Source organism: Microbacterium sp. 18062 (assembly GCF_902706225.1).
GTDB lineage: Bacteria > Actinomycetota > Actinomycetes > Actinomycetales > Microbacteriaceae > Microbacterium.
The window spans coordinates 52015-70077 of record NZ_CACSKB010000002.1; the positions used below are offsets into that span (position 1 = coordinate 52015).

15 protein-coding genes and 1 pseudogene are annotated in these 18063 nt (G+C 72.0%); 15 read left to right on the plus strand and 1 reads right to left on the minus strand.

Annotation, left to right across the window (positions count from 1 at the left end; translation table 11 throughout):
• Positions 1-96: 96 nt before the first annotated feature.
• The 13 genes and pseudogenes from pyrR to GVL03_RS01400 all read left to right on the plus strand — a co-directional run.
• A pseudogene (gene pyrR / locus GVL03_RS01340) lies at positions 97-630 on the plus strand (bifunctional pyr operon transcriptional regulator/uracil phosphoribosyltransferase PyrR); the annotation flags it as partial.
• Entirely contained in the window at positions 627-1595 is a 969-nt protein-coding gene (locus tag GVL03_RS01345) for an aspartate carbamoyltransferase catalytic subunit (protein WP_159498727.1), read from the plus strand. The pseudogene pyrR and the gene GVL03_RS01345, both read left to right, overlap by 4 nt.
• Positions 1592-2902 (plus strand): dihydroorotase, encoded by a 1311-nt coding sequence (locus GVL03_RS01350; protein ID WP_159498729.1) that lies wholly within the window; start codon positions 1592-1594, stop codon positions 2900-2902. Before GVL03_RS01345 ends, GVL03_RS01350 begins: the two co-directional genes overlap by 4 nt.
• Complete coding sequence (locus GVL03_RS01355) at positions 2899-3411, plus strand: hypothetical protein (protein ID WP_159498731.1); 513 nt, start codon at positions 2899-2901, stop codon at positions 3409-3411. The genes GVL03_RS01350 and GVL03_RS01355 overlap by 4 nt, the downstream gene beginning before the upstream one ends.
• A complete protein-coding gene (gene carA, locus GVL03_RS01360) occupies positions 3408-4565 on the plus strand; it encodes a glutamine-hydrolyzing carbamoyl-phosphate synthase small subunit (RefSeq protein WP_159498733.1) in 1158 nt (385 codons plus the stop codon). The genes GVL03_RS01355 and carA overlap by 4 nt, the downstream gene beginning before the upstream one ends.
• On the plus strand, positions 4558-7857 hold the full coding sequence (gene carB, locus GVL03_RS01365) for a carbamoyl-phosphate synthase large subunit (protein ID WP_159498735.1): 3300 nt from the start codon (positions 4558-4560) through the stop codon (positions 7855-7857). Before carA ends, carB begins: the two co-directional genes overlap by 8 nt.
• Positions 7854-8708, plus strand: a complete 855-nt coding sequence (gene pyrF / locus GVL03_RS01370) for an orotidine-5'-phosphate decarboxylase (RefSeq protein WP_159498737.1) — start codon at positions 7854-7856, stop codon at positions 8706-8708. Before carB ends, pyrF begins: the two co-directional genes overlap by 4 nt.
• Positions 8701-9597 carry a guanylate kinase gene (gmk, locus tag GVL03_RS01375; protein ID WP_159498739.1) on the plus strand — a complete coding sequence of 299 codons (897 nt, stop codon included), beginning with the start codon at positions 8701-8703 and terminating at the stop codon, positions 9595-9597. Before pyrF ends, gmk begins: the two co-directional genes overlap by 8 nt.
• A gap of 264 nt (positions 9598-9861) precedes the next feature.
• Positions 9862-10116 carry a DNA-directed RNA polymerase subunit omega gene (rpoZ, locus tag GVL03_RS01380; protein ID WP_159498741.1) on the plus strand — a complete coding sequence of 85 codons (255 nt, stop codon included), beginning with the start codon at positions 9862-9864 and terminating at the stop codon, positions 10114-10116.
• Positions 10117-10202: 86 nt separating this feature from the next.
• Complete coding sequence (metK, locus tag GVL03_RS01385) at positions 10203-11396, plus strand: methionine adenosyltransferase (protein WP_159498743.1); 1194 nt, start codon at positions 10203-10205, stop codon at positions 11394-11396.
• Between the two features lies 1 nt (position 11397).
• Positions 11398-13401, plus strand: a complete 2004-nt coding sequence (locus tag GVL03_RS01390) for a primosomal protein N' (protein ID WP_200847015.1) — start codon at positions 11398-11400, stop codon at positions 13399-13401.
• Between the two features lie 8 nt (positions 13402-13409).
• Positions 13410-14330, plus strand: coding sequence for a methionyl-tRNA formyltransferase (fmt, locus tag GVL03_RS01395; protein WP_159498745.1), 921 nt, complete (start codon positions 13410-13412; stop codon positions 14328-14330).
• Positions 14327-15697: an RsmB/NOP family class I SAM-dependent RNA methyltransferase gene (locus GVL03_RS01400; protein WP_159498747.1), complete on the plus strand. Its 1371-nt coding sequence runs from the start codon at positions 14327-14329 to the stop codon at positions 15695-15697. Before fmt ends, GVL03_RS01400 begins: the two co-directional genes overlap by 4 nt.
• Positions 15698-15716: 19 nt before the next feature.
• On the opposite strand, the gene glsA is transcribed toward GVL03_RS01400, so the two are convergent.
• Complete coding sequence (gene glsA / locus GVL03_RS01405; RefSeq protein WP_159498749.1) at positions 15717-16892, minus strand: glutaminase A; 1176 nt, start codon at positions 16890-16892, stop codon at positions 15717-15719.
• A gap of 32 nt (positions 16893-16924) precedes the next feature.
• Here glsA and rpe point away from each other — a divergent pair, with 32 nt between their 5' ends.
• Both rpe and GVL03_RS01415 read left to right on the plus strand, forming a co-directional pair.
• Positions 16925-17587: a ribulose-phosphate 3-epimerase gene (rpe, locus tag GVL03_RS01410; protein ID WP_306770302.1), complete on the plus strand. Its 663-nt coding sequence runs from the start codon at positions 16925-16927 to the stop codon at positions 17585-17587.
• 205 nt (positions 17588-17792) lie between these two features.
• Positions 17793-18056 carry a phosphoribosyl-ATP diphosphatase gene (locus GVL03_RS01415; RefSeq protein ID WP_159498751.1) on the plus strand — a complete coding sequence of 88 codons (264 nt, stop codon included), beginning with the start codon at positions 17793-17795 and terminating at the stop codon, positions 18054-18056.
• Positions 18057-18063 lie beyond the last annotated feature (7 nt).

Consider the following 18063-nt stretch of genomic DNA (forward strand, 5'->3'; position numbering starts at 1 on the left):
GGGTGGGGAGCGTCTGGACGTGTCTCTCCTTGCTAGTGTGGGGGGGAGAACCACAGCAACCTTTAATCCCGTCCGGAGAGGCGGAGAAGGGAGCGGCGGATGAGCACGCGAACCGTGCTGCATGAGGCCGACATCGCCCGTGCCCTGACCCGGATCGCTCACGAGATCCTCGAGGCGAACAAGGGCCCCGCCGATCTGGTGATCCTGGGCATCCCCACCCGCGGAGTCGCCCTCGCCCGGCGCGTCGGCGATCTCGTCTCCGAGTTCGGCGGCCTCGCGGTGCCGATCGGATCCCTCGACGTCACCATGTACCGGGACGACCTCGCGAAGAACCCGACCCGAACCCCCCAGCGCACCGACATCCCGGTCGGGGGCGTCGACGGCAAGACCGTCGTGCTCGTGGACGACGTCCTGTTCTCCGGCCGCAGCATCCGCGCGGCGCTCGACGCGCTGCAGGACATCGGCCGTCCCGCCGCAGTACGGCTCGCGACGCTGATCGATCGTGGTCACCGTGAGCTCCCCATCCGACCGGACTTCGTCGGGAAGAACCTGCCGAGCGCCCGCGACGAACGGGTGAACGTCCGGCTCGCCGAGGTCGACGGCCTCGAGGAGGTGACGATCGAGTCATGAGACATCTCCTCGACACCCAGACGCTCTCGCGCACGGACGCCCTGCGCATCCTCGACGTCGCCGAGGACATGGCCGACACCCAGCGCCGCGAGGTCAAGAAGCTTCCGACGCTGCGCGGCAAGACCGTCGTGAACCTGTTCTTCGAGGACTCGACCCGCACCCGCATCTCCTTCGAGGCCGCGGCCAAGCGTCTGTCGGCCGACGTGATCAACTTCTCCGCGAAGGGATCCAGCGTCTCGAAGGGCGAGTCCCTCCAGGACACCGCCCAGACGCTGCAGGCCATGGGGGCCGACGCGGTCGTGATCCGTCACGGCGCCTCCGGCGCTCCGCGCACCCTGGCCACGAGCGGGTGGATCACCGCCGGTGTCGTGAACGCGGGCGACGGCACCCACGAGCACCCCACCCAGGCGCTGCTCGACGCGTTCACCATCCGCAAGCGTGCCTATGGGGACGACAGCCGCGGTCGGGACCTCGCCGGGCTGACGGTCACGATCGTCGGCGACATCCTGCATTCCCGGGTGGCCCGCTCGAACGTCTGGCTGCTGCACGCCCTGGGCGCGCGGGTGACGCTCGTTGGCCCCCCGACGCTCATCCCGCAGGACGTCTCCGCGTGGCCCGCGACGATCCGGTACGACCTGGACGCCGCCATCGCGGACGGCCCCGACGCGCTCATGATGCTGCGCATCCAGCTCGAGAGGATGAACGCCGCCTACTTCCCGACCGAGCGCGAGTACGCGCGATCGTGGGGGTTGGACGCGGCGCGTCTGAGGGCGCTCCCGGCCGATAGCATTGTCATGCACCCCGGACCCATGAACAGGGGACTCGAGATCTCCGCCGCCGCGGCGGACTCGCCCCGGTCCACCGTGCTCGAGCAGGTGACCAACGGTGTGTCCGTGCGGATGGCCGCTCTGTACCTGCTCCTGTCGGGCGAACGCGCGGAAGCAGAGAAGGAGGACGCACGATGAGCGAGACCTTCCTCATCCGCGGAGCACGCATCGAGGGCGGTGCCGGCGCCGACATCGTCATCGCCGACGGCCTGATCGCGGAGACCGGCACCGGGCTCAGCCGCGCCGGCGCCACGGTGGTCGACGCCGAGGGGCTCATCGCCCTCCCCGGCCTCGTCGACCTGCACACGCACCTGCGCGAGCCCGGCTACGAGGCGTCCGAGACGATCCTCACCGGCTCCCAGGCGGGCGCCGCCGGCGGGTTCACCGCCCTGTTCGCCATGCCGAACACCTCGCCCGTGGCCGACACCGCCGGTGTGGTCGAACAGGAGCTGGCGCTCGGGGACGCGGCCGGCTACGTCACGGTGCAGCCCATCGGCGCCGTGACCGTCGGGCAGAAGGGCGATCGACTCGCCGAGCTCGGCGCGATGGCGCAGTCGCGCGCCCGGGTGCGGGTGTTCAGCGACGACGGCTTCTGCGTGTGGGACCCGCTCATCATGCGCCGGGCGCTGGAGTACGTGAAGGCCTTCGACGGCGTCATCGCGCAGCACGCGCAGGACCCGCGGCTGACCGAGGGCGCGCAGATGAACGAGGGACGCGTCTCCGCCGAGCTCGGTCTCGCCGGATGGCCCGCGGTCGCCGAGGAGGCCGTCATCGCGCGCGACGTCCTGCTCGCCGAGCACGTCGGGTCGCGTCTGCACGTGTGCCATCTCTCCACCGCCGGGTCCGTCGACATCATCCGGTGGGCGAAGAAGCGGGGGATCGCGGTCACCGCCGAGGTCACCCCGCACCATCTGCTGCTCACCGAGGAGCTCGTGCGCGGATACGACGCCCGGTTCAAGGTGAACCCCCCGCTGCGGCGGGACGAGGACGTCCAGGCGGTGCGCGCAGGACTCGCCGACGGCACGATCGACATCGTCGCCACCGACCATGCCCCGCACCCGGCCGAGGCGAAGGCGTGCGAGTGGCACGCCGCCGCGAACGGCATGGTGGGCCTCGAGAGCGCGCTGCGCGTCGTGCAGCAGTCGGTCGTGGACACCGGACTGCTCGATTGGGCGGACGTCGCGCGGGTTCTCAGCCGCACGCCCGCCGCGATCGGCCGCCTCGCCGGCCACGGGCGCCCGCTCGCCCCGGGGGAGCCCGCCCACCTGACGCTGCACGATCCGTCCGGCGGCGGGCGCTTCGGCACCGACGACCTGCACGGGCTGAGCGTCAACTCGCCCTACCTCGGCCGGGAGCTCCCCGGCAGCATCCGCTGGACCTTCCACGCCGGGCGCGCGACCCTGCGCGACGGCGTGCTGGCAGCGGCAGGGGAGGTGGCCTCGTGAGCCAGGAAGGCGCGCTCGTCGTGATGCTCGGCGTCGCGGTGCTGCTCATCGGACTGATGGCTCTCGGATGGTGGCGCCGCACGCGACGCGACCGCGGTCTCGTCGCCCCGTCCGGCGCGGCTCCCGCCGACGCCCGGTGGCTCGCGTCGTTCCCCGGCCTGTACGTGGCCACCACGGCCCACGGCACGGCGCTCGAACGACTCGCCGTGCGGGGCCTCGGCTTCCGGGCGCGGGCCGACCTCACGGTGACCGACGCCGGCGTCGTGCTGCACCTGGTCGGCCAGGACCCGATCTTCGTCGCCCGCGAGCGCATCGTCGCCGCCGAGCAGGCGACCGTGACGATCGACCGCGTGGTCGAGCGCGACGGCCTGGTTCGGCTCGCCTGGCGCCTCGACGACGGCACGGTCGTCGATTCGTACTTCCGTCCTCAGGACGCCTCCGCGCGAGCCGCCACCGCGGCGATCGCGCCCCTTCTGACCTCCACCACCCCGACGGGAACCGACGCATGACCCATTTCCGCACCGGCCCGGCCGTCCTCGTCCTCGAGGACGGGTCGCGCTTCCCCGGCCGCGCCTACGGCGCCACCGGGACGACCCTCGGCGAGGTGGTCTTCTCGACCGGCATGACCGGCTACCAGGAGACACTCACCGATCCCTCCTACGCGGGCCAGATCGTGCTGCAGACCGCGCCGCACATCGGCAACACCGGCGTGAACACCGAGGACCCCGAGTCCCGGCGCATCTGGGTCGCCGGGTACATCGTGCGCGACCCCTCCCGGGTCGTGTCGAACTGGCGCGCCGACCGGTCGCTCGACGACGCCCTCGTCGCCGACGGCATCGTCGGGATCAGCGGCATAGATACCCGCGCGGTCACGCGCCACATCCGATCGGCCGGAAGCATGCGGGGCGGGGTCTTCTCCGGCGACGCGGCGACGCTCGACGCGGACGAGCAGCTGCGGATCGTGCGGGAGGCCCCGGAGATGGCCGGGCAGAACCTCTCGGCCGACGTCTCGGTCGTCGAGGCGCAGATCACCTCGGCGATGGGCGAGCGCATCGGCAACCTCGCCGTGCTCGACCTCGGGGTCAAGCAGGCCACGATCCTGAACCTCGCCGAACGAGGCTTCGACGTGCACGTGCTGCCGCAGAGCGTCACGATCGACGACATCCGCGCGATCGACCCGGTGGCCGTTTTCTACTCGAACGGCCCCGGCGACCCGGCCGCGTCGGCGGACCACGTCGAGCTCCTGCGCGCCGTGCTCGACGACCGCCTGCCGTTCTTCGGGATCTGCTTCGGCAACCAGCTGCTCGGCCGCGCGCTCGGCTACGGCACCTACAAGCTGCCGTTTGGCCACCGCGGCATCAACCAGCCCGTGCTCGACCGCGAGACCGGACGGGTGGAGATCACGGCGCACAACCACGGGTTCGCCGTCGACGCGCCGATGGACGGCACGTCCGACAGCCCGCACGGCTACGGCCGCGTCGAGGTCAGCCACGTGGGGCTCAACGACAACGTCGTGGAGGGCCTGCGCGCCCTCGACATCCCCGCCTTCTCCGTGCAGTACCACCCCGAGGCCGCCGCAGGTCCGCACGACGCCAACTACCTCTTCGACAGATTCGCCCAGCTGGTGCGCGACGACCTGAGCAAGAAAGCCACGAATGCCTAAGCGCGACGACATCCGTTCCGTCCTCGTCATCGGCTCCGGCCCGATCGTCATCGGCCAGGCCTGCGAGTTCGACTACTCCGGCACCCAGGCGTGCCGTGTGCTGCGCGCCGAGGGTGTGCGCGTCATCCTCGTCAACTCCAACCCGGCGACGATCATGACCGATCCCGACTTCGCCGATGCGACCTACATCGAGCCGATCACCTGGCAGGTCATCGAGACGATCATCGCGAAGGAGAAGCCGGACGCGATCCTGCCGACTCTCGGCGGCCAGACCGCTCTGAACGCGGCGATCGACCTGCACAACCACGGGATCCTCGAGAAGTACGACGTCGAGCTGATCGGCGCGAACTTCGAGGCCATCAACAAGGGCGAGGACCGCCAGATCTTCAAGCAGCTCGTGATCGACGCGGGCGCGGACGTCGCCGCTTCCCGCATCGCCCACACGATGGACGAGGTGCTCGCCGCGGCGGACGAGCTCGGCTATCCGCTGGTCGTCCGCCCCTCGTTCACGATGGGCGGCCTCGGATCCGGCTTCGCGTACGACGAGCGCGACCTCCGCCGCATCGCAGGCGCGGGCCTGCGCGACTCGCCCACCACCGAGGTGCTGCTCGAGGAGTCGATCCTCGGCTGGAAGGAGTACGAGCTCGAGCTCATGCGGGACACCGCCGACAACACGGTCGTGGTCTGCTCGATCGAGAACGTCGACCCGGTGGGCGTCCACACCGGCGACTCGATCACGGTCGCGCCGGCGCTTACCCTCACCGACCGCGAGTACCAGAAGCTCCGCGACATCGGCATCGACATCATCCGCGCCGTGGGCGTCGACACTGGCGGCTGCAACATCCAGTTCGCCGTGGACCCGGCGAGCGGTCGCATCATCGTCATCGAGATGAACCCGCGGGTCTCGCGGTCCTCGGCCCTCGCCTCGAAGGCGACGGGCTTCCCGATCGCCAAGATCGCGGCGAAGCTCGCCATCGGCTACCGCCTCGACGAGATCCCGAACGACATCACGAAGGTCACGCCGGCGAGCTTCGAGCCCACGCTCGACTACGTCGTGGTGAAGGTGCCGCGGTTCAACTTCGAGAAGTTCCCGGCCGCCGACACGACCCTCACCACGACCATGAAGTCAGTCGGCGAGGCGATGGCCATCGGCCGCAACTACGCGACCGCGCTGCAGAAGGCGCTGCGCTCGCTCGAGAAGCGCGGGTCGAGCTTCCACTGGGGCGACGAGCCGCGCTCGGCCGACGAGCTGCTCGAGATCGCGAGAACCCCCACCGACGGCCGCATCGTCGTGCTGCAGCAGGCGCTGCGCAAGGGGGCGACGGCGCAGCAGGCGTTCGACGCGACCGCGATCGACCCCTGGTTCATCGACCAGATCGTGCTCATCAACGAGGTGGCGGAGTTCATCCGCTCAGCGGGCGAGCTGGATGCGGACACGCTCACGGTCGCGAAGGAGCATGGCTTCAGCGACGCGCAGATCGCCGAGCTGCGGGGAGACTCCGAGACCGAGGTGCGGGGCGTCCGGCACGGGCTCGGCGTCCGCCCGGTCTACAAGACGGTCGACACGTGCGCGGGCGAGTTCCCGGCGCTGACGCCCTACCACTACTCGAGCTACGACCAGGAGACCGAGGTCGCGCCCTCCGAGCGCACCAAGGTCGTCATCATCGGCTCCGGCCCCAACCGCATCGGTCAGGGCGTGGAGTTCGACTACTCCTGCGTGCACGCGTCGTTCGCGCTCTCCGACGCCGGGTACGAGACGGTCATGGTCAACTGCAACCCCGAGACGGTCTCGACCGACTACGACACCAGCGACCGGCTGTACTTCGAGCCGCTGACCCTGGAGGACGTCCTCGAGGTGCTGCACGCCGAGAGCCGGTCCGGCGAGATCCTCGGGGTCATCTGCCAGCTCGGCGGCCAGACCCCGCTGGGGCTCGCCAAAGGCATCGAGGACGCCGGCTACCGGATCCTCGGCACGAGCCCCGAGGCGATCGACCTGGCCGAGGAGCGCGAGCTGTTCGCGCGGCTCCTCGACGAGGCCGGCCTCGTCGCGCCGCGCAGCGGCACCGCGATCGACGTCGACGGCGCCGTGACGATCGCCGAGGAGATCGGCTACCCGGTGCTCGTGCGCCCGAGCTTCGTGCTCGGCGGGCGGGGCATGGAGATCGTCTACGACACCGCGAGCCTGCGCGACTACTTCGTGCGGGTCGCCGACCAGGCGATCATCGGCCCCGGCCTGCCGTTGCTGGTGGACCGCTTCCTCGACGACGCGATCGAGCTCGACGTCGACGCTCTGTTCGACGGCCACGAGCTCTACATCGGCGGCGTGATGGAGCACCTCGAGGAGGCCGGCATCCACTCGGGCGACTCGAGCTGCACCCTGCCGCCGATCAGCCTCGGACGCACCGACATCGATCGCGTGCGCGAGGCCACCCACGCGATCGCCCGCGGGGTCGGCGTCGTGGGTCTGCTCAACGTGCAGTTCGCGATCAGCGCGGGCGTGCTGTACGTGATCGAGGCGAATCCGCGCGCGAGCCGCACGGTGCCGTTCGTCTCCAAGGCGCTCGGCATCCCGCTCGCGAAGGCCGCGAGCCGCATCATGGTCGGCAGCACGATCGCCGAGCTGAAGACCGAGGGCCTGCTGCCCGTCCAGGACGGCTCGCGCGTGCCGCTGGACGCGCCGGTGGCCGTCAAGGAGGCCGTGCTCCCGTTCAAGCGGTTCCGCACCAAGGACGGTCAGACCGTCGACTCGGTGCTCGGCCCGGAGATGCGCTCGACCGGTGAGGTCATGGGCATCGACCGCGACTTCCCGACCGCGTTCGCGAAGAGCCAGGACGCCGCGTACGGGGGCATGCCGCTCAGCGGAACCGTGTTCATCTCGGTCGCCGACGCCGACAAGCGCGCCGTGATCCTGCCCGCACACCGCTTGCAGGAGCTGGGCTACGAGCTCGTCGCGACCGAGGGGACCGCCGAGATCCTCGCGCGCAACGGCATCCGGGTGCAGGTCGTCAACAAGTACTCGGCCACCCAGGCGCAGGGGAGCGCGAGCGGCGAGCAGAACATCGTGGACCTGATCAACGCTGGACGCATCGACATGATCGTGAACACGCCGAGCGGCGGCTCCGCCCGCGCCGACGGCTACGAGATCCGCGCTGCGGCGGTGGCCGGCGACAAGGCCCTGTTCACGACGATGGCCGTGCTCGGTGCGGCCGTCAGCGCGCTGCCGGTGCTGCGCGAGGGGTTCCGGGTGCGGAGTCTTCAGGAGTACGCGGCCGATCGGGCGGCGCGCGCATGATCACCTTCGGGCAGCGTCTGCGTACTGCCCTCGACACCTACGGCGCTCTCTGCGTGGGAATCGACCCGCACGAGAGTCTGCTTACCGCATGGGGGCTGACGCCCTCGGCGGCGGGCGCGCGCGAGCTCGGCCTCCGGGTGGTCGACGCGGCCGCCGGGCGGGTGGGCGTCGTCAAGCCCCAGGTGGCGTTCTTCGAGCAGTACGGGTCGCGCGGGATCGCCGCGCTCGAGGATGTGCAGGCCGCCGCTCGCGCCGCCGGCCTGCTCGTCATCGCCGACGGGAAGCGCGGCGACATCGGCTCGACCATGGCCGGCTACACGTCCGCATGGCTGAGCCCGGGATCGCCGCTCGAGGCCGACGCCGTGACCCTGAGCCCGTACCTCGGGCCCGACTCGCTCATCGAGTCGCTGCGCACCGCTCTGCGGCTCGGCAAGGGGGCGTTCGTGCTCGCAGCGACCAGCAACCCCGAGGCCGCGACCGTGCAGCGCGCCCTCGTCGACGACGGGTCGGCGGATGAGGGACAGCGGGTCGCGGAGCGGGTCGCTCGGGACGTCGGATCGCTCAACATCGGCCTGCCCGGCTCGCTCGGATCGCTCGGGGTCGTCGTCGGGGCGACGGTCGACCGCGCGGCCTTCGGGTTGACCGACATCGTGCTCGCGGGAACCCCCGTCCTCGCCCCCGGCTTCGGGGCGCAGGGCGCCGACCCCGCGGATCTGCGGACGCTGTTCGGCTACGGCGCCGCGAACGTCGTCGCGAATGAGAGCCGCAGCATCCTGTCGGCCGGGCCCGCGGGCATCGCGGCGCGGGTCGACGAACGCGCCGCCCGCTACGAGGGGAGTCTCCGTGGGTGACAAGCAGACGCCGCCCGATGTCGATCGTGTCGCCGCGTCACGCAAGGCCGTCGCCGCCCGGCGTGCCCGCGCAGCCCTCAAGCGCGATCTCGCCACCCGGGTGGTCTCTCCACAGGAGATGCTGCGCCGCGCGGATGCCGAGGCCCTCTCGCCGGCCGGAACGATGCGCATCACGGACTTCCTCACCTCGCTGCCGGCGATCGGCGAGAGCAAGCGCGAGCGGATCCTGGCCGAGCTCGGAATCTCGCCCGTCAAGCGCCTGGGCGGACTCGGCGCGCGTCAGCGCCACGCGCTCGACGTCTGGCTCGACGGGCGGTTCCCCGAGGCCGGACCCCGCGACGCGCGGAGCCGTCTGATCGTGCTTGCGGGGCCGACCGCGGTGGGCAAGGGCACGGTGGCCGCGCACATCCAGGAGCACCATCCGGAGATCCTGCTGTCGGTGTCGGCGACGACGCGCCCGCCGCGCCCCGGAGAGGTCGAGGGGCAGCACTACTACTTCGTCGACGACGCCGGGTTCGACGAGCTCGTCGCCCGAGGAGAGCTGCTCGAGCACGCCACGGTGCACAACCGGTACCGATACGGCACCCCGCGTGAGCCGATCGAGCGGGCGCTGGCCGAGGGGCGCAGCGTGCTGCTCGAGATCGACCTGCAGGGGGCCCGTCAGGTGCGCGAGGCCGCGCCCGACGCGATGCTCGTGTTCCTCCTGCCGCCCAGCTGGGACGAGCTGGTGCACCGGCTCGTCGGCCGCGGCACCGAGGACGAGGAGGAGCGCGCCCGGCGCCTGCGCACCGCGCGCGTCGAGCTGGCCTCGCAGAACGAGTTCGACTACCGCGTCGTGAACGCGGACGTCGCCGATGCGGCGGCTCAGGTGGTGGCTCTGGCCGGTTGACGGGCCGGTTGACGGGCCGCGGTGCGCGGACGGATCCGGCGGGTCGCTCGCGCGCGCTCTCCGGCTCGTCTCAGGACCGCGAGACTGCACGTGGGCGCCGAGACCGTGGGGTTACCCCGCTGTCTCGGCGCTCCGCTGCAGTCTCGCGGGTCCGAGGCCCTCGGCGGTTCTCCATCCGGCACCCCACGACGACCGGGTAGACTCGAGGGGCGTCTCGGCACTGCCGGGCACACAGACTTTCGCCGAAGAACCGGAGGTTCACCCATGGCCACTCGTAACCAGGGCATCATCGACCCGCCCATCGACAGCCTTCTGGAGAAGGTCGACTCCAAATACCAGCTCGTGATCTACGCATCGAAGCGTGCGCGCCAGATCAACGACTACTACTCGGACCTGCACGAGGGGAACCTCTTCGACAACGTCGGTCCTCTGGTCGACTCGACGATCGAGGACAAGCCCCTCACGATCGCCCTCCACGAGATCAACGAGGACAAGCTGCGCCTGCGGCACGCCGAGTAATTTCTTTCTGTTGCGCAGCCCCGTGACCTGGTGTCCGGGGCCGCGTGCATGATGGGCGGCATCGTCCGCCGTACCTGGGAGCACCGATGAGCGAGCTGCGGCTGTTCACGTCCGAATCCGTCACCGAGGGGCACCCCGACAAGATCTGCGACCAGATCTCGGACAGCATCCTCGACGCGATCATCTCCGACGACCCGACCGGGCGCGTCGCGGTCGAGACGCTGGTCACGACCGGGCTCGTGCACGTCGCCGGCGAGGTCTCGACCAGCGCCTACGTCGAGATCCCCGCGATCGTGCGGAGCGTCGTCAACCGCATCGGCTACACGTCGAGCGAGACCGGCTTCGACGGCGACTCGTGCGGCGTCAGCGTGTCGATCGGTGCACAGTCCTCCGACATCGCCGCGGGCGTCAACCAGGCCTTCGAGCAGCGCGAGGGGCGATCGATCGACCCCCGCGACGAGCAGGGCGCCGGGGACCAGGGGATCATGTTCGGGTTCGCCACCACCGAGACGCCCCAGCTGATGCCGATGGCGGCCTGGACCGCGCACCGGGTGGCGGAGCGCCTCGCCGACGCCCGCCGCTCGGGCGAGCTGCCCTTCCTCCGGCCCGACGGCAAGACCCAGATCACCCTCGGGTACGACGGGCACGTGCCGAAGTCGGTCGAGTCGGTCGTCCTGTCCACCCAGCACCACCCCGACATCAGCCAGGACGAGCTGCGCGAGCGCGTCCGCGCCGTCGTGATCGACCCGGTGCTCGCCACGACCGGTCTCGACCTGCCCGACGTGCAGTACTACATCAACCCGGCGGGTCCCTTCGTCATCGGCGGCCCCAAGGGCGACGCCGGTCTGACGGGCCGCAAGATCATCATCGACACCTACGGCGGCGCCTCGCGTCACGGCGGGGGAGCGTTCAGCGGCAAAGACCCGTCGAAAGTCGACCGCTCGGCCGCGTACGCCATGCGCTGGGTCGCGAAGAACGCGGTCGCCGCGGGTCTCGCCGACCGGCTGGAGGTGCAGATCGCCTACGCGATCGGCAAGGCGAAGCCCGTGGGTCTGTACGTCGAGAGCTTCGGCACCGGACACGTGAGCGACGAGCGGATCACCCGCGCGATCCTCGACGTGTTCGACCTGCGTCCGAAGGCGATCATCGACCAGCTCGACCTGCTCCGGCCCATCTACGCCGCGACGGCGGCGTACGGGCACTTCGGCCGAGAGCTGCCCGACTTCACCTGGGAGCGCCTCGACCGCGTCGAGGAGCTGCGGGTCGCCGCCGGGCTCTGACGTGTCCGACGCGGCGGAGCCGGCGGCTCCCTCCCGTCCGATCGCCCGCGTGCTGCTGGACAGCCCGCTGCCGCAGCTCGACCGGCTGTTCGACTACGCGGTCCCGCCGCATCTTGACACGGACGCCCGCCCCGGCGTCCGCGTCAAGGCGCCGCTGCGCAGTGCCGGCCGTCTGATCGAGGGCTACATCGTCGAGCGCGGCGTCGCCGAGCCGATCGACCGACCGCTGTCGGAGCTCGACTCCGTCGTCTCGCCCGTCGCGGTGCTGCCCGGCGAGCTGTACGCCCTCGCGCGGCGGGTGGCCGATCGCGCGGCGGGATCCGCATCCGACGTGCTGCGTCTCGCCGTGCCGAAACGCATGGTTCGGGCCGAGAAGGCATGGCTGCAGGCCGATCCGCCGTCGCCGCCCGCGGTCGCCGCGGATGCCGTCCGGGTGGCCGAGAACGTGCTGGGCGCGTTCCCAGGTCTGCGCGCCGGTATCGCCACCGGCGAGCGTCTCGCCGTCGACGCGCCGCCCAGACCCGTCGTGATCTCGACCGAGCACACCGTGGGTGCGTGGGCGGTGCTCGTGGCGGCGGCGGCGACCGTGACCCTCGCCGCGGGGCGGAGCGCCGTGATCGTCGTGCCTGATCACCGCGACCAGGACCAGGTGCTCACCGCGCTCGAGGGTCGGGTCCCGGCCGACGCCGTGATCCCGGTCGATGCCCGACAGCCGGGGCCGTCCCGCTACGCCGCCTACCTCCGCACGCTCGCCCCCGCCCCCTGCATCGTGGTGGGCAACCGTTCCGCGGTGTACGCCCCCGCGGCGCACACCGGCCTCGTCGTCATCTGGGACGACGGCGACCCGCTGCTCGCGGAGCCCCTGAGCCCCGGCGTCCACGCCCGCGACGCCGCGCTCGTGCGCCAGGAGGCCGAGGGCTCGGCGCTGCTGCTGCTCGGGCACACGCGGACGACCGATGTCGAGCGGCTCGTCGGGATCGGGTGGGTGCACGAGGTCTCGGCGGCTCGACGCTCGACGCCGAGGGTCGTGCTCACCGCGACCTCCGACGCGCCCGCGCAGGCCCGCATCCCGTCGTCCGCCTTCACGGCCGTCCGCGAGGCGCTCACGAGCGGGCCGGTGCTGGTGCAGGTCGCCCGGCCCGGGTACGCGCCGGTCGTGGTCTGCTCCGCGTGCCGCCATCCCGCCCGGTGCGTGCACTGCACCGGGCCCCTGCGCGTGCGATCCCAGGGACGGCCGCCCGAGTGCGGATGGTGCGGACGAGGGATCGCGGGATGGGCCTGCGCGAACTGCGCGGGCACCGAGATGCGCCTCGCCTCGTCGGGCAGCGAGCGGACGGCCGACGAGCTCGGCCGCGCGTTCCCGAACACCCGCGTGATCCTCGCCGACGGGGACCATCCGCTCACCCGGGTCGACGCCCGGCCCGCCCTCGTCGTCGCGACCCGCGGCGCCGAGCCGATGGCCGACGGCGGCTACCGGGCGGTGCTGCTGCTTGACGGGGACCGGATGCTGCTCGCCGAGGACCTGCGGATCGCCGAGTCGTGCCTGCGCTGGTGGTCGAACGCCGCGGCCCTCGCCGCGCCCGGGTCCCCGGTGCTGCTGACCGGCGTCGCGGGACAGGTCGCGCGGGCGCTCGCCACCTGGACCCAGGCCGCATACGCGCGAACCGAGCTCGCCGAGCGCGCACCTCTGAAGATGCCCCCGGCGGTGCGGGTGGCGGTCGTGGAGGGCGCCCGGCCCTCGGTCGACACGGCGCTCGCCTCCCTCGCCCGGGACGTGCACGAGCTCACCGCCGACGCGGTCGTGGGGCCGGTCGCCGTGCCGGGCGAGGATCCGCCGCGCGCGCGCGCGCTGGTGCGGTTCGACTACGGTTCGGGCAAGGCCGTCGCGCAGACCCTCCGGGCGGCCGTGATCGCCGACGCGGTGCAGGGCCGCCGGGGCCGGGGGCCGGGCGCACCGCGGAATACACTCAGAGTGCGGGTCGATGTGCCCGACCCCGATCTGTGAGGAGCATCATGCGTCTCGTCTTCGCGGGGACGCCCGATGCGGCGGTCCCGTCGCTGGAGGTGCTCGCCGCCTCCGCCCATGACGTGGTCGAGGTCGTCACCCGCACCGACGCGCCGCTCGGCCGCAAGCGCATGCTCACCCCGTCCGCGGTCGCGCGTGCGGCGCAGGAACGCGGGCTCCCGGTGCGGAAGACGGACCGCCTCGACGCGGAGGCCACCGACGGGATCGCCGCGCTGCAGCCGGACCTCGGCGTCATCGTGGCGTACGGCGGGCTCGTCCGCGAGCCGCTTCTGTCCACGCCGCGGCACGGCTGGATCAACCTGCACTTCTCGTTGCTCCCGGCGTGGCGCGGCGCCGCTCCTGTGCAGCGCGCCCTGATCGCCGGCGACGCCGAGACCGGAGCGAGCGTGTTCCGGCTCGTCGGCGCCCTCGACGCCGGCGACGTCTACGACGAGCTGCGCTACCGCGTCCCGCCCCTGGCGACCGCCGCACGCGTGCTGGACGACCTCGCCCGGCTCGGCGCCGATCTGCTGCTGCGGGTCGTCGACTCGATCGCCGACGGCACCGCCCGCCGCGTCGCACAGACCGGCGAACCGTCGTACGCGGCGAAGCTCACCGCCGAGGACGGCCGTCTCGACTGGGCGGCGTCCGCCGACGAGGTCCTCGCGCGCTGGCGGGGGACGACCCCGGAGCCCGGCGCCTTCACCACCGTCTCCGGCGCACGCGTCAAGGTGCTCGACATCCATCGTGCGGACGCCGCACCGGCCCTGAAACCCGGCCACCTGCACGGCGACGGCGCCACCGTTCTCGTCGGCACCGGGACGGACCCGCTCGTGCTCCGAACCGTGCAGCCCGCAGGCAAGGGCGCGATGGTCGCGGGCGACTGGTTCCGAGGTCTGCGGGCGACCGACCCAGTGGCGGGATCATGAGCCCGGCACGCGGACCGCGGCGGGTCGCCTACGAGACGATCCGCGCCGTCCACGCCGACGAGGCCTACGCCAATCTGCTGCTGCCGATCGAGATCGAGCGGGCCGGGCTCGGTCCGCAGGACGCGGCGCTCGCCACCGAGCTGGCCTACGGAACGCTCCGACGGCAGGGCACCTACGACGCGATCATCGCCGTGGCGGCCGGCCGGGGCACGGACTCGATCGACGCGGACGTGCTCGACGCCCTGCGGCTCGGCACGCATCAGCTGCTCTCGACCCGGATCGCCTCGCACGCCGCGGTGCACGAGACGGTCGCCCTCGTGCGCGCCACGGCGGGTGCGGGGCCCACCGGCTTCGCCAACGCGGTGCTACGCCGCATCTCCCGCGACACGCCTGGGGATTGGTTCACCCGCATCGAGAGGACCGCACGGTCCGACGACGAGCGGCTGAGCCTCGCGACGTCGCACCCGGTGTGGATCCTTCGCGCGTTCCGCCGTGCTCTCACTGCCGAGGGGCGCACCGACGAGCTCGACGCGCTGCTGCGCGCCGACAACGTCTCACCGCGGGTCGTTCTGGCGGTCCTCCCCGGGCTCGCGAGCCGACCGGCGGATCTGTCCCCGACGCCCTACTCGCCGGTCGGTGCGCTCTCGGCGGGCGGCGACCCCCAGCGGGTCATCACGGAATCGGGCGGCCGCATCCGCGTGCAGGACGAGGGCTCTCAGCTCGTGGCCCTCGCGCTCGCCCGCGCGGTCCCCGTACGCCCCGACGAGCGCTGGCTGGACCTCTGCGCCGGGCCGGGCGGCAAGACGGCGCTCCTGGCCGCCGAGGCACTCGCCCACGGCGCGCTCCTCGAGGCGAACGAGATCTCGCCCGCACGCGCCGGACTCGTGCGGTCGGCGCTGCGGGGCGTTCCGGCGGACGTGCCGGTCAGCGAGCTCGACGGCCGGGAGCGCGCCGCTGCATCCCCGTCCGGCTACGACCGCATCCTGGTCGACGCGCCGTGCACGGGGCTCGGAGCGCTCCGCCGCCGCCCCGAGGCCCGGTGGCGCAAGTCCCCGGCGGATGTCGCGGGTCTGACGGCTCTGCAGGGCGAGCTGCTGTCCGCGGCGATCGGAGCGCTGCGGCCCGGCGGCATCGTGGCGTACGTGACGTGCTCGCCGCACCTGGCCGAGACGACCGGCGTCGTCGCCGAGGTCCAGCAGGAGTGGGGCGAGGGCATCGAGGAGCTCGACGCGCGAGTGGCGCTTCAGAGCGTGTCGCGCACGCCGCTCGATCTGCCGGTGCCCGAGAACGGCTCGGGTCGCGCTCAGCTGTGGCCCCACCGGCACGGCACCGACGCGATGTTCCTGTCGCTGCTGCGCCGCCGCTGACGCCGCAGCGCTTCTCGCGTCACCCCCCGACCACGCTCACCCGGGCGCCGAGCGAGGCGAGCTCGCCGCGGAGGGCGACGAGCGCGGACGGATGCGCGTGGGCGAGCTCGGCGACGTCGATCACGACAGCCTCCTGGGTGGCGGCGTCGGCGACGATCTCGCGGAGCATCGTGAGGATGCGCTCCGCGCCGCTGAAGCTCAGCTCGCCGTCGAGCCGCACCGTGATCAGCTCCGGGGTGCGGGTAACCCCGACGCCCGGCCGGGTGATGCTCTCGTGCCGTTCGAACACGTGCATCCCGAACTCGTCGGAGAGGCGCTCGAGGATCTGCACGCCGCGCACGCTGTTGCCGTAGCGGTCGAGACGCGGGCTGAAGGTCGCGACGCCGAACTGCGACGGCGCGACCGCCGCCAGCCCTCCCGAGACGCCGCTCTTCGCCGGCAGCCCGACCCGCATGAGCCACTCGCCGGAGAAGTCGTACATGCCGCAGCTCGCCATGATCGATACCACGTCGCGGGCGACCGCCTCGGGAACGACCTGCTCCCCGGTGAGCGGATGCTGACCGGAGAAGGCGAGGACACCCGCCATCACGGCCAGGTCGCGCACGGTGACCTGCAGCGAGCACTGGCGGAAGTAGGACTCCACGACCCCGTCGACATCGCCCTCGATGATGCCGTGGGAGCGGAGCAGGTGGGCCAACGCCCGATTGCGGTGACCGGTGGCCGACTCCGACGCGTACACGGTCTCGTCCACGGTCAGCGGGCGTCCGGCGAACCGGGACAGACCCGCGACGATCGTCTCGTCGCGGCCGGCGGGGGCGTCGGCGGAGACGAGTCCGGTCGTGGCGATCGCCCCGGCGTTGACCAGCGGGTTCGCGGGCCGTCCCGTGCCGCGCTCGAGGCTGATCGCGTTGAACGGCTCGCCGCTCGGCTCGACGCCCACGTGCCGGAGAACCCGATCTCGGCCGAGCTCAGTCAGCGCCAGTGCCAGGACGAACGGCTTCGAGATCGACTGGATGGTGAAGGTCCGCTCGTCGTCGCCGACGGAGGTGACCCGCCCGCGCGGCCCGACGACCGCCATCGCAAGCGCCCGCGGGTCCGCGCCGGCGAGCTCGGGGATGTACTGGGCGGTCTCACCGTCGTCGTTCGAGCGCACGTTCTCCAGCACCTGGGACAGCAGCTGCGTGATCGGATCCACGCCTCGAACATATCGGCCGGGATAATGGGCACGTGACCGATCCCCGCATCAACCCGTCGATCCTGGCCGCCGATTTCGTGAACATGCAGTCCGAGCTCGCGCGCATCGCATCGGCCGACTTCGTGCACGTCGACGTCATGGACAACCATTTCGTGCCGAACCTCACGTTCGGCCCGCAGATGGTCGGGCGGATCCAGGAGACCAGCCCCATCCCGCTCGATGTGCACCTCATGATCGATGACCCCGATCGATGGGCGCCGGAGTACGCGGAGCTCGGCGCCGCATCCGTCACGTTCCATCTGGAGGCAGCGGCCGACGCCGTCTCCCTCGCCCGGCGGCTGCGCGCGATCGGCGCCCGTGCGGGCGTGGCGGTGAAGCCGGGGACCTCGGTCGAGGGACTGTTCGACCTGCTGCCCGAGTTCGACCAGATCCTCGTGATGACGGTCGAACCCGGTTTCGGCGGCCAGTCGTTCATGCCCGAGACGATGCCGAAGCTCCGCGCCCTGGCCGAGCAGGTGCGCCGCCGCGGCGCGCAGGTCTGGCTGCAGGTCGACGGCGGGATCGGCGCCTCGACGATCGCCCAGGCGGCCGAGGCCGGGGCGGACACCTTCGTCGCAGGATCAGCGGTGTTCGGCGCCGACGACCCGGAGCGGGCCATCGCGGGCCTGCGCGCGACGGCCTCCCACCCGCACTGACCCGAAAGCCCTGACGCTTCGTCTCGCTGCGCTCGCGGTCCCTGAGCGAGGAGCGAAGCGACGAGACGAAGGGCAGCGACCGGGCTTCCGTCATCCCACGGAGCGCCCCGCGGGATCTCCGAGAAGCTGACCCGCACGGCGCGAGGATGCGGATGCACGAGCCGATGCGGTCCCGACCCTCCCGCCGGTTCGATACCCTGGAACCGTGAAGACGTTCGACGATCTGTTCGCGGAGCTCAGCGAGAAGGCGCTCACGCGGCCGGCCGGTTCCGGGACGGTGGCAGAGCTCGACGCCGGCGTGCACACGATCGGCAAGAAGATCGTCGAAGAGGCGGCAGAGGTCTGGATGGCCGCCGAGTACGAGTCGACCGACGAGACGGCCGGGGAGATCTCCCAGCTGCTCTACCACCTGCAGGTGCTCATGCTCGCGAAGGGCCTGTCGCTGCAGGACGTCTACCGACATCTGTGACCGGAAC

Bases quoted from the DNA above. Each gene is read 5' to 3' on its own strand.
- GVL03_RS01345 (WP_159498727.1), top strand. From the start codon at position 627: ATGAGACATCTCCTCGACACCCAGACGCTCTCGCGCACGGACGCCCTG.
- GVL03_RS01400 (WP_159498747.1), top strand. From the start codon at position 14,327: ATGAGCCCGGCACGCGGACCGCGGCGGGTCGCCTACGAGACGATCCGC.
- GVL03_RS01350 (WP_159498729.1), top strand. From the start codon at position 1,592: ATGAGCGAGACCTTCCTCATCCGCGGAGCACGCATCGAGGGCGGTGCC.
- carA (WP_159498733.1), top strand. From the start codon at position 3,408: ATGACCCATTTCCGCACCGGCCCGGCCGTCCTCGTCCTCGAGGACGGG.
- metK (WP_159498743.1), top strand. From the start codon at position 10,203: ATGAGCGAGCTGCGGCTGTTCACGTCCGAATCCGTCACCGAGGGGCAC.
- pyrF (WP_159498737.1), top strand. From the start codon at position 7,854: ATGATCACCTTCGGGCAGCGTCTGCGTACTGCCCTCGACACCTACGGC.
- carB (WP_159498735.1), top strand. From the start codon at position 4,558: ATGCCTAAGCGCGACGACATCCGTTCCGTCCTCGTCATCGGCTCCGGC.
- rpoZ (WP_159498741.1), top strand. From the start codon at position 9,862: ATGGCCACTCGTAACCAGGGCATCATCGACCCGCCCATCGACAGCCTT.
- fmt (WP_159498745.1), top strand. From the start codon at position 13,410: ATGCGTCTCGTCTTCGCGGGGACGCCCGATGCGGCGGTCCCGTCGCTG.